Raw genomic sequence first — 11,034 nt, 5'->3', positions numbered from 1 at the left:
GCGGTAACTCAACTTGCGCGCACTTTTCGGAAATCTGTGGGCGGTAACTCAACTTGCGCGCATTTTCTGTGAATTTGTGGGCGGTAAACCAACTTGCGCGCACTTTTCGGGAATTTGTGGGCGGTAAATCAACTTGCGCGCACTTTCCGGAAATCTGTGAGCGGTAGCCTATCCAGCGCACACTTATTGGCAATTTATGCTTGGTAGAACACCTTCCTACATAAAGTCCAGACGATTCATCGTGTTAAGGATAGAAGAGGGCCGCTCTTAAAATGTTTAGAGATAGACAAAGCTAAGGAGTATCGCTATAATAAACCCAGAAAGTGTGATATGAGATGGAAGATTACCGGACAATACGAGAAAACGGGGTTCATGAGATTGAAATTAAAAAATCCCGATTCATCTGTCATTTGCGACGGGTGAAATCTGAAGAAGAGGCCCAATCTTTTATAGAAGAAATTAAGAAAGAACATTGGAAAGCAACCCATAATTGTTCTGCTTATACGATTGGTATGAATGATGAAATTCAACGGGCTCATGATGATGGGGAACCGAGCGGAACGGCTGGGGTTCCTATGTTAGAGATTTTTTTAAAGAGAGAATTAAAAAATGTGGCAGCGGTAGTTACGCGCTATTTTGGAGGGACAAAGCTCGGTGCTGGTGGTTTAATTCGGGCATATGGTGGAGCTGTAAATGATGCGGTTAATTATATTGGCGTGGTGGAGCGACAATTACAACAGCTTATTGACGTAACGGTCACTTATTCTCAAAGTGGAAGAGTAGAAAATGCTTTACGAGAAGCGAATTATATGATTCAAGATACTGTGTATACCGAAAATATTACCTATCAATGTGTGATCCCTTTAGAAAATAAAGAAAAATTTATTGAAGATGTTACTAATTGGACGAGTGCACAGGCGGAAATAGAGATCGGTCAACAAGCTTGGATTGAAATTCCTATCGATAAATAAGACTTTATTATGAATCTTATAAGCTTCATGGGATTTTCAATTGCAATTTAATTTGTTCTATAATACACTGTTTCCAGCGCTAATTTTTGCGGATTGGCTTAAACTCAATTAAAAGAAGAGATGATATAATGATGCGTTCCGAAAAATATATAGTAAAGAAGAAAAGAAAACGAAAAAAATTATATGAAACGATTTTAAGTCTTGTGCTTCTTCTTGCTATCTTTTTAGGTGCTGTGACCGGATATTATAGTAGTAAAATTATGAGCTTTTTAGACGGGATTAGTGCTGATAATAATGATAATGATATAGAAACACTTGAAAATTCGAAGCAACTGGAAGATTTGGAACCTTTTTCAGCCCTTATTTTGGGAATCGATATTGAAGAAGGTGGGGCTAGTCGAAGCGATACAATTATTGTAGCTACTGTTAATCCTAAATCCAAAGATATTAAAATGGTTTCTATTCCAAGAGATGCATTGGTTACTCTACCGAATGGCGTAGAAGAAAAAATTAACGCAGCTCATTCTGTTGGAGGTCCACTCCTTGCAAAAGAAATGATTGCTTCTTATCTAGATATCCCAATTCAATTTTATGCCACAATGGATTTTGACGGTTTGATTGAATTGGTTGATGCAGTTGGAGGGGTTGATGTTGATTCTGATTTAGCCTTTACCCAAGGGAATTATCGTACACCAAGTGAACCTGTTGAAATTACTGAAGGAGACCAACATTTAAATGGGGAAGAAGCTTTAGCTTATGCTCGTATGCGTAAAAAAGACCCTCGCGGAGACTTTGGTCGACAAGATCGTCAACAAGAAGTAATGATCAATATTTTAGAGAAATTAAGTTCATTTAATACGGTCACGAATTTAACTTCTATTCTAGATTCTATTGAGCCTTATCTGCATACGAATGCAACTGGCTCGCAAATGATTTCTGTAGCCTCTAACTATTCAATGACGATTACAAATATTGAACAATTAACACTGGATGGTTATGCTGAAACGAAATATTTCCCTCATTATGGGCTTGATGTGTACACATGGGAGCCTTACGAAGAGTCTTTAATCGAAGTCCAAGATGAATTAAAAACGCACTTAGGTTTAGAAACTTCTGACACGGAATCCATGCACCAACATGCCGATGAGTCTGAACATGCAGCTGAAAGTGAAATAACGATTGATGACGATACAAATGGATATTAAAGAGCCTTTAAAGAACAAAGATTAAAAGATCTAAATCAAACAAATCAAATATTTTTTCAGAGAGGACAGCTTGAAAGTTGACCTCTCTTTTTATAATCATTAGAATAAAAAAAGACTATGATCTCTTCTAGGATAAAGAGACCATAGTTTTTTCGTTCTAACTAAAAATTTAAAAATTATAGTTTGCTGGCAGCAGCTTCATCAACAATAAAAACAACATCTTTATGTTTTTGTAAAATACTTGCAGGGACCTCTTCTGTTACTGGTCCATTAACCGCATTTGCAACCGCTTCTGCTTTGTTTTCCCCATAAGCAAGCAACATGATTTTGTCAGCTGACATGATAGAAGCTAGGCCCATTGAGTAAGCATAACGAGGAACATCATCCGCAGATTCAAAGAATCGTTTGTTAGCTTCAATGGTCTCTTCTGTTAATTCAACTTTTCGAGTTAAGCTATCAAAAGAACTTCCCGGTTCATTAAAGCCGACATGCGCATTCGTCCCAATACCTAAGATTTGTAGATCAATCGGATGATCTTCAATGACTTTGTTGTAGCGAGCCGTCTCTTCTTCTTCAGAAGCTAAGCCATTTGGAATGTGTGTTTCTTTGAAAGGTTTTGCCTTAAATAGATTTTCATTCATAAAATATGAATAGCTTTGATCATGATCGCCAGGCAATCCAATATATTCATCCAAATTAATGGCTGTAACATTCGAAAAATCCAAATCACTATTGCGTAATTCAGTATACAGAGTTTCTGGTGTACTTCCTGTTGCCAACCCCATCACTTTCATACCTTCTTCTAAAGATTGCTTTACATATTCAAAAGCTTTCTTACCACCTTCTTGGGCATCTTTTACGACAACTACTTCAATATTTTTATTTGAATTCATGGACATTTCCTCCTAAAATCGTTTGTTCAACCGTTAGCTCATCATTTAAAACTAAAATATCGGCGTCTTTTCCAGTTTTTAATAAACCTTTTTCTTCTAAATTAAATTCTTTTGCTTGATTCACTGAACTCATCTTAACCGCTTCTTCAATGCTACAGCCAGAAAAACGAATCATGTTTTTAAAGGCATCATTAAAAGTCAGCACAGATCCTGCTAAAGAACCATTTTCTAAGCGTGCTTGCTTGTCTTTTACAAATACTTTTTGTCCACCTAACTCACTTTCACCTTCTGGAATTCCCTTCGCACGCATAGAGTCCGTGATTAAGACAATTCCATCCGCCCCTTTCGTTTTATAGGCGAATTTAACCATTGGTGGAACAATATGAAAACCATCAACAATTAATTCGACATGGACATCCTCTTTAAGTAAACCGAATCCAGCAACCCCAGCTTCTCGATGGTGGATACCTAATTGGCCATTAAATAAATGAGTAATATGTGATGCTTTTGATTCTTCCAATTGTTCATAAGTAGCGCCCGTGTGTCCCGCAGACAGAACAATCTCATGGTTTAAACAATATTCTTCAAACGCAGAAACATCTCCCATTTCAGGTGCATAAGTGACTAAACGAATATTTCCACCACTAATTTCATTCCAACGTTCAATCGTTTCAGCATCAGCTGCACGCATATACTTTTCAGGTTGAGCCCCTTTATATGCAGGCGAAACAAACGGCCCTTCTAAATGAATTCCTTGAATCATTGGGTTTGTTTTTTTTGCTTCTTTAATTCCTGCTAAGGCTTTTTCAATATTTTCATCGCTTTGGGTCATAGTAGTCGGAAAATAACTGGTTATCCCTTCCCGCAGCATTTTCTTGGCCATTTCATTAATCACTTCTGGATCAGCATCCATCGTATCCGATCCATAGCCTCCGTGACTATGAACCTCAATAAAGCCTGGGATAATCGTTTTTCCCGTCCCATCAATAACTTGTTCATCCTCTTTTTCTTCATAATGGTCCATGGAATCTACCACATTTACTTTTTCATCAAAGCGGATATATCCTTTTTCGAGAACCGTTTCTCCCGTATAAATTTTTGCATTCGTAATTACTTTACTCATTTTTACGTCCTCCTAAATTTTCCAAAAGCCATCAAATAGATTAATCGGTAAATGTCTTTTATGTTGTGACGTTAAATATAGTTGTTCAATTCGTTTTTTCGCAGACTCCGGAACTTCTTTTCCTTCTAAATAATCATCAATATGTTCATAATTCACACCCAGTTCCTCTTCGTCCGAAAGAGCAGGTCGATTATCTTGCAAATCAGCGGTAGGAATTTTTGTGTAAAAATGTTCAGGAGAATCTAGTTCCTTTAATAACTCAGCTCCCTGCCGCTTATTCAAACGAAACAAAGGCATAATATCTGCTGCGCCATCCCCAAATTTAGTATAAAAACCCGTCACCGACTCTGCCGCATGGTCCGAACCTAATACGACCCCTTGATTATCTCCAGCAATCGCATATTGAACAATCATTCGCTGGCGTGCCTTAATATTCCCTTTATTGAAATCCGACACAATCTGGCCTTGTTTTTCAAGTTCATTTACAACAGAATCGACCGCTCCCTTAATATTGACAACCATTTCTTGGTCAGGTTCAATCCATTCCATTACTTCTATGGCGTCCCGTTCGTCTCCTTGGACCCCATAGGGCAAACGAACCGCAATAAATTGATAGGTTTCATCCCCCGTATCCGCTCGGACCTCTTCAATCGCTAATTGGGCAAGTTTTCCAACCAATGTAGAATCCTGTCCACCTGAAATCCCAAGAACTAGCGTTTTTAAAAAAGGGAATTGCTTAAGATAATCTTTGATGAAATCAATCGATTTTCGAATTTCTTCCTGAGCATCAATTTGCGGTCGTGTACCCATTTCAGAAATAATTTTTTCTTGTAAAGTCGTCATTTATCTCTTCCTTTACTTTTAAAATATCGTCTTAACCTTCATTCATCCCCGCATCTATCGGCTTTTCCCGGTAATAATTAATCGTATCCACCTTTATGTCATAAAGCTCTTTGGATAAATCCACTGGATACTGTTCAGGGTTCAAAATACGACGATGTTCTTCATATTGTTCACTGAGTCGCTCTTTTGTATATTGTTTGATTTCTTCTAAACTTGGAAGATCTAAGACTTGCTTTCCATCGACAAAAACTTCTTTTAATAAAGGACGTGCAATAAAGTCCGTCACCGTCTTATTAATATATGTATATTGTGGATGAAACATAAATAATTCATCTTCTAAGTCAGGTCTTTCATGTTCTAACGTGACTAAATCGCCTTCTGGTTTTGTATCGTTATTTGAGCGAATACGCCAAATTTGTTTTTTACCAGGTGTTGATATTTTCGAAAGATTTGCGGTCAATTTTAAGGTTGGGTACATTTCTTCATCGTTGCCTTCAACGGAAACGATTTTGTAAACAGCCCCTAAAGCTGGCTGATCGTAAGCAGTGATTAATTTTGTCCCTACACCCCAAACGTCAATTTTAGCTCCTTGCATTTTTAAACTTTGAATGGTTGTGGCATCTAAGTCATTTGAAGCAAAGATTTTTGCCTCTGGATAACCGGCTTCATCTAGTTGTTCACGCACTCGTTTGGATTGGTAAGATAAATCGCCGGAGTCCAGACGAACGCCTACAAAATTTATCTTATCTCCAAGTTCATTCGCCACTCGAATCGCATTGGGTACACCAGAATTAATAGAGTCATAAGTATCCACTAAGAACACACAATCTTTATGGGTTTCACCATAGGCTTTAAAGGCTTTATATTCATCCCGATAAGCTTGAACTAAGGAGTGAGCATGCGTCCCTGAAGCAGGAATTCCAAAGACTTTGGATGCTCGAGTATTACTAGTTGATTCTACCCCACCAATATAAGCCGCACGTGCTCCCCAAAGAGAGGCGTCCATTTCTTGGGCTCTTCTCGCACCGAACTCCATTACTGTATCGCCTTCTGCAGCTGTTTTTACTTTTGAAGCTTTTGTTGCAATTAACGTTTGATAATTAATTACATTTAATAGAGCCGTTTCAATAATCTGACAATCTAAAATTGGCCCTTCCACCTGCATCAAAGGTTCTTCGGCAAACGCAATTTCTCCTTCATGCATGGAGCGAATCGTTCCTCTAAATTTCCAATGTCTTAAATACTCTAAAAATTCCTCTTCAAATCCGATTTCATTTTTTAAATACTCGAGATCTGAATCGGTAAACGTTAGGTTATTTATATAATCAACAATACGTTCTAACCCAGCAAATATGGTGTAGCCCATTCCAAAAGGATTCTCACGATAATAAACTTCAAAAACCGCTTTTTTATCTGCATTTCCTTTTTTCCAGTAGGTATAAGCCATATTGATCTCATACAAATCAGTATGAAGGGCTAAACTATCATCATCATATCTTATCATCTTAAACTCCCCATTTTGGTATAGTATGAATATATCTTCCCGTTTTTTACTTTAATTTTTTTATCACACTCTTGTATATTGTAGTACAAATTGCCTTATTGTTCCAGAATTTCCTAACGTGCTTGAAAATAAAATCCCCGACAGAAAAACTAAATAACTGTCGGGTTTTATTATATTTATGTTTTATTTTAAATTTAGTTCAATGATGGGTTGCCCATCTTCCGTATATGAATATTCCCTACACTTACTACTATCCCCAATCGCTTGAATTAAGCGATCGCGATAAGGCTCAGGTAATTCATCAAATATAAAGGCCGTCTCATCTAACTGATGCTTCGTCCGCAAGGCTTCAATTTCTCCTTTTGTTTTTACTTTATAAGCTCTTGAAGGTAGGGGATCATTGATTTCTCGACTTTCAATCCGATAATAATAATTGGCATCGCCATACAAAATCTCTAAAGCTCCTCGATTTGTACGTTCATAGGAAACATCTCGATTTTTTTGATTATGAATTTCCCACCAGGTTAATATCGCATCAATTGCTTCCTGTTCCGTTTCATAACTTCCGTGTTCTTTTTTTACATTATCACGCTCATTAATCCAATAATTCGTATATACTGTTTTTGCCATTCAACCTACACTCCTTATTTGATATGAAATTTATATATTCATTATAGCGTTTTCTTTTTCGGATGACTAATAAATCACTTTAAAAATAATGAGGAAGAATTAGTGATTTTATCCTCTAAATCCAAAATGACTAAGCTATTTTGGATTTCTTGATATAAATCCTTGCTTCGCCACTCTCTGCGATAACCTAAAGAATTAGTAATAAATTGTGTATCCTCTCTTGTTATCTTTTCTCGAAAATGAACATGACCCATTAATTGATGCGTAATCGGATATTTACGATGAATATTTTTCAAATCATCCGTGGCGATATACGCATTAAAAAAATCAAACACACGATGAGGCATAGGCATAGTATATTCTGGAATCGTCACAACATGCGTTTGTAAAATGATGCGGTCCGTTGTCACTTTTTCTAAATCTTTTTCAACAATCTTAGAAAAAGAACGTGAAACGTCTTGATCCGGCATTTTCCAATCTAGCCGCAACTTATCTTGCCAATACGCCCAACGGAATTTCCCATGCTCTACTTCCTCCGCTGTGAATTGTTCTTGATCATATACCGCATGATTATACCAAGCAGGATGACCTACCAAAGTATAGGTTTCATTTAGTTGTAAAGGATGCTCAATTAAACTCTGCGGATGATCTTTGTAGAGTTGGTAAATCCCTTGAGTATCTTTGGTGGCGTCTTGTTCTTCCCAGAAATCATGATTGCCTGGAATAAAAAATACTGGGATTTCTGCTTGATTTTGTAGTTCTTCGACGAAACGGATAGTTGTAGAGTAATGATTCGAAATATCCCCGCCAATCACAAGCATTCCTAGTTTTTGTTCTTTACTAATTTCAAGTAATGTTTTTAAATATTGAATAGACGAAACTTCTACGTTTCGATCAACATGTAAATCCGAAATAAACCCGACTCTCATCTATGAGCCCCTTTCTGTTTTTCAATGTCTTCTTTATTTTATCATTTTTTTCAAAAATAAAAACCCAAGAGGCTTTGCACCTTCTTGAGTTGATTTATAAGATTTTCTTTTATTTAGTTAAATGATCAAAAAGAAATTCTTAGTCTACATCTAAGCTACTTTCTACTACCCTTCCTTTTTATAATTTTTTAAGAAGATTTCTTTTTTGTAAAAAGTTTATCTTTCTTAGATGGTCTTAGCGTGTTGAAATTTGCGTGGCAAATTTCGTCCTTCTTGATTTAAGGGACAGATTTCGCATGGGGCGAAATCTGGACACCTTAGAGCTTACTTACTTAGTGTTTGTTAGTAAAATAAATCTGATTTTTATAAAGAACTGTTGATTTTTAGGAGCTCACACGCCGGCACTCTGCTCGGCGCGTGAGCTAGCTGCGCTCGCGTGCGGGCGATGTTCTCCGCACGTGAGCTCACGTGTTTTGGTGGAGCTCGCGTGCGGACGGCGTGCTCCACACGCGAGCTCAAAAAAATGGCTCACTTAGTTAGATTATCTTTGTATCTAACCAAGTAAGCCTAAAAAATATTCTCACTTGTCGCGATAGCTCCTATATCTGCCTAAGTAAACTTAAAAAACGACTCACTTAGACAGATTACTTTTTTATCTAAACAAGTGAACCTAAAAAACGACCTCACTTGGTTAGATTATTCACTCATTTCATCAATAAGCATTAACTTAGACTCTTTAAACTACTCCTCTTTTTGTTCTTTAAGTGCTCCGATTAAATCTTCTTTATTTGCGGGTGGTTGGTCAATGAGTTCTCGCACATCATCTAAGTCCACCTCGACATTCCAAAGAAGAATGCCTTTCAATTTATCTTCGTCTAAATAGAAGACAATCTCTCCATCCTCTCGATGATCAAAAAGGGTGTCCAGTGAAGGATCTAATGTCCCTACCGCTTCCCAATTTAATGAATAAAGCATAGAATATAAATAAGGGGTATGGGTATAAGCTTCTTTTGCTCCAGCCATATTTTTCCCTACTTGGCGACCAGAATGACGTGCATGATCCACATGTTCCAGACGTTGTCTTCCAAAAATAGCATCTGGATACGTAGCGATATCTGCTGCAGCCCAAATATTTTTATCGCTTGTCTGTAACCATTCGTTTACGACAACTCCTTCATCCGCCATTTCCAGACCACTCTCTTCTGCTAATTGGGTGCGTGGGGAAACACCTAATCCTATCACAATCGTGTCACCTTTCACTTCCGAATCATCATCTAGCGTCAAAACGACCTGTTCTCCTTCACGACGATAAGATTTTGCTTCCCGTCCATTGATTAACTCGACCCCGTGATCTTTAAACAATTGGTTGTATTCTTCTAATAATTCTTTAGGAAACATTTCCTCTCCCAAATGATTTTGAGGAAATACGATAGTTACTTTTGTGTTGTTTTGGGACAACGAAGCAGCCAACTCACTTCCAATATAACCGCCTCCGACTATAATGACTTCTTGATTTTCTCCCGAACGCTCCCTTAACTTTCGATAATCATCTAATTCGCGGAAAGTGAAAACCGCCTCATCTTCTGGACCATCAATACTCCTCGGTTCTCCACCGGTAGATAAGAGTAATTGGCCATAATCAACGACATCCCCATTTTCTAAAGTTACGGTTTTATCTTCTGGAGAAATTTTTGTAACTTCTCGTTCAAAAACAATCTCAACGTTTTCCTCTTCTGCACCAATTTTTGTATCATCTTCCTTAAACTCATCATCAATCCATAATTTTTTAGTTAAAGCGGGACGTTCATAAGGGACATGCGTCTCATTTGAAATAATTAAAATAGAACCGTCTTTATCCTGTTCGCGAATCCCTAATGTGGCAAAACCTGCACCCATACCGCCACCTACAAGGACATAGTCATATGTTTTATTGTTTAATTCTTTCATTCTATTCGCATCCTTTCATTAATTAATTGTCGCTACAGAGCCGCCATCAACCCGATAGTTTGCTCCATTGACAAAACTTGCTTTATCTGAACACAAAAAGGTAATCACAGCAGCAACTTCTTCCACTCTTCCACGTCGTTTAATGGCCATGAAAGGCTTCTTTTCATTGAGAAAGTTCTCAACAACTTCCTCTTTGCTTTTATCACTAGCTTTCATTTCTTTTTCAATCAACTCATCTGTCATCTCTGTCTTGATAAAAGCAGGAGAAACAGTATTTATAAGTAAACCTTCTTCTGCGTAAGTGTTGGATAGTCCCTTACTAAAAGCTAAAATAGCTGCTTTAGCCGCATCATAGGGTAACTCATCTTCATAAGGCTGAACAGCATTTTCTGAAGAGAGAAAAACGAGTCGCCCCCAGCCACCCGTTCGTAAATCTGATAAAAATTCTCGAACTAATCGAGTCGGTCCAAGCAAATCTGTTTGAATCGTCTTCAGCCAAACGTCATCTTCTAATTCATGAAATAATCCTTGTTCACCAGATATTCCCGCATTTTGTACTAAAATATCAATAACGCCAACTTCGCTGGTAATATAATCATGCATCTTCTTTAAATCCGATTGACTGACGATATCGGCCGGGTACGAATAGACTCTTCCCGAAAACCTTTCTATTTCATTTAACTTTTGTGCAGTCTCTTCCAATTGTTCTTTGTTTGTATCGTTTAATACGACAACAGCTTCTTCCTCGAGTAATTGTCGTGCAGTTGCTTCCCCAATCCCTGTTGCTGCTCCTGTTATTAATGCAATCTTTCCTTTAATCCCTAAATCCATGGGCTTCCTCCCTTTTTCGATTCTTTCCTTTGTCTATTATCTTTATAGAGTTCATCCAACCTTCTTCTATTGTTCTTCTCTACTTTAATATAGACAAAAAAATAAATACAACATTTTGCATAGGATTTCAAATTTAACTCATCTTGTTCTTCAAAGGG

Annotated in this window: 10 protein-coding genes; 2 read left to right on the top strand and 8 right to left on the bottom strand. The window is 37.5% G+C overall.

What is annotated here, in order from left to right:
- Positions 1–335: 335 nt before the first annotated feature.
- Both BUB96_RS00195 and BUB96_RS00190 read left to right on the top strand, forming a co-directional pair.
- Entirely contained in the window at positions 336–971 is a 636-nt protein-coding gene (locus BUB96_RS00195) for a YigZ family protein (RefSeq protein WP_073294385.1), read from the top strand.
- Between the two features lie 128 nt (positions 972–1,099).
- Complete coding sequence (locus BUB96_RS00190) at positions 1,100–2,176, top strand: LCP family protein (protein ID WP_073294382.1); 1,077 nt, start codon at positions 1,100–1,102, stop codon at positions 2,174–2,176.
- Positions 2,177–2,352: 176 nt separating this feature from the next.
- Here the strand turns inward: BUB96_RS00190 and BUB96_RS00185 are convergent, their stop codons facing one another.
- From BUB96_RS00185 to BUB96_RS00150, 8 genes are all read right to left on the bottom strand, one after another.
- The gene (locus tag BUB96_RS00185) at positions 2,353–3,069 is read right to left on the bottom strand and encodes a glucosamine-6-phosphate deaminase (protein ID WP_407639277.1); all 717 of its coding nucleotides are present in this window, start codon (positions 3,067–3,069) and stop codon (positions 2,353–2,355) included.
- Positions 3,056–4,192, bottom strand: coding sequence for an N-acetylglucosamine-6-phosphate deacetylase (nagA, locus tag BUB96_RS00180; protein ID WP_073294378.1), 1,137 nt, complete (start codon positions 4,190–4,192; stop codon positions 3,056–3,058). Before nagA ends, BUB96_RS00185 begins: the two co-directional genes overlap by 14 nt.
- A gap of 12 nt (positions 4,193–4,204) precedes the next feature.
- On the bottom strand, positions 4,205–5,035 hold the full coding sequence (gene nadE / locus BUB96_RS00175) for an ammonia-dependent NAD(+) synthetase (protein WP_073294375.1): 831 nt from the start codon (positions 5,033–5,035) through the stop codon (positions 4,205–4,207).
- A 31-nt stretch (positions 5,036–5,066) separates the two neighbouring features.
- Entirely contained in the window at positions 5,067–6,539 is a 1,473-nt protein-coding gene (locus BUB96_RS00170) for a nicotinate phosphoribosyltransferase (protein WP_073294372.1), read from the bottom strand.
- Between the two features lie 183 nt (positions 6,540–6,722).
- Entirely contained in the window at positions 6,723–7,169 is a 447-nt protein-coding gene (locus tag BUB96_RS00165) for a hypothetical protein (protein WP_073294369.1), read from the bottom strand.
- Positions 7,170–7,243: 74 nt separating this feature from the next.
- The gene (locus BUB96_RS00160) at positions 7,244–8,098 is read right to left on the bottom strand and encodes a metallophosphoesterase (RefSeq protein WP_073294365.1); all 855 of its coding nucleotides are present in this window, start codon (positions 8,096–8,098) and stop codon (positions 7,244–7,246) included.
- A gap of 741 nt (positions 8,099–8,839) precedes the next feature.
- Positions 8,840–10,045 carry an NAD(P)/FAD-dependent oxidoreductase gene (locus BUB96_RS00155; protein WP_073294362.1) on the bottom strand — a complete coding sequence of 402 codons (1,206 nt, stop codon included), beginning with the start codon at positions 10,043–10,045 and terminating at the stop codon, positions 8,840–8,842.
- A gap of 18 nt (positions 10,046–10,063) precedes the next feature.
- Positions 10,064–10,876, bottom strand: a complete 813-nt coding sequence (locus BUB96_RS00150) for an SDR family NAD(P)-dependent oxidoreductase (RefSeq protein ID WP_073294358.1) — start codon at positions 10,874–10,876, stop codon at positions 10,064–10,066.
- Between the last annotated feature and the right edge of the window lie 158 nt (positions 10,877–11,034).

It is taken from the genome of Atopostipes suicloacalis DSM 15692 (assembly GCF_900129085.1).
Classification (GTDB): domain Bacteria; phylum Bacillota; class Bacilli; order Lactobacillales; family Carnobacteriaceae_A; genus Atopostipes; species Atopostipes suicloacalis.
Note: the sequence above shows the minus strand (reverse complement) of the source record. Positions and strands in the feature narration are given on the sequence as shown.

What these genes read in the sequence shown, in the direction of transcription:
- BUB96_RS00195 (WP_073294385.1), top strand. Translation starts at nt 336, where the DNA reads ATGGAAGATTACCGGACAATACGAGAAAACGGGGTTCATGAGATTGAA.
- BUB96_RS00190 (WP_073294382.1), top strand. Translation starts at nt 1,100, where the DNA reads ATGATGCGTTCCGAAAAATATATAGTAAAGAAGAAAAGAAAACGAAAA.
- BUB96_RS00185 (WP_407639277.1), bottom strand. Translation starts at nt 3,069, where the DNA reads ATGAATTCAAATAAAAATATTGAAGTAGTTGTCGTAAAAGATGCCCAA.
- nagA (WP_073294378.1), bottom strand. Translation starts at nt 4,192, where the DNA reads ATGAGTAAAGTAATTACGAATGCAAAAATTTATACGGGAGAAACGGTT.
- nadE (WP_073294375.1), bottom strand. Translation starts at nt 5,035, where the DNA reads ATGACGACTTTACAAGAAAAAATTATTTCTGAAATGGGTACACGACCG.
- BUB96_RS00170 (WP_073294372.1), bottom strand. Translation starts at nt 6,539, where the DNA reads ATGATAAGATATGATGATGATAGTTTAGCCCTTCATACTGATTTGTAT.
- BUB96_RS00165 (WP_073294369.1), bottom strand. Translation starts at nt 7,169, where the DNA reads ATGGCAAAAACAGTATATACGAATTATTGGATTAATGAGCGTGATAAT.
- BUB96_RS00160 (WP_073294365.1), bottom strand. Translation starts at nt 8,098, where the DNA reads ATGAGAGTCGGGTTTATTTCGGATTTACATGTTGATCGAAACGTAGAA.
- BUB96_RS00155 (WP_073294362.1), bottom strand. Translation starts at nt 10,045, where the DNA reads ATGAAAGAATTAAACAATAAAACATATGACTATGTCCTTGTAGGTGGC.
- BUB96_RS00150 (WP_073294358.1), bottom strand. Translation starts at nt 10,876, where the DNA reads ATGGATTTAGGGATTAAAGGAAAGATTGCATTAATAACAGGAGCAGCA.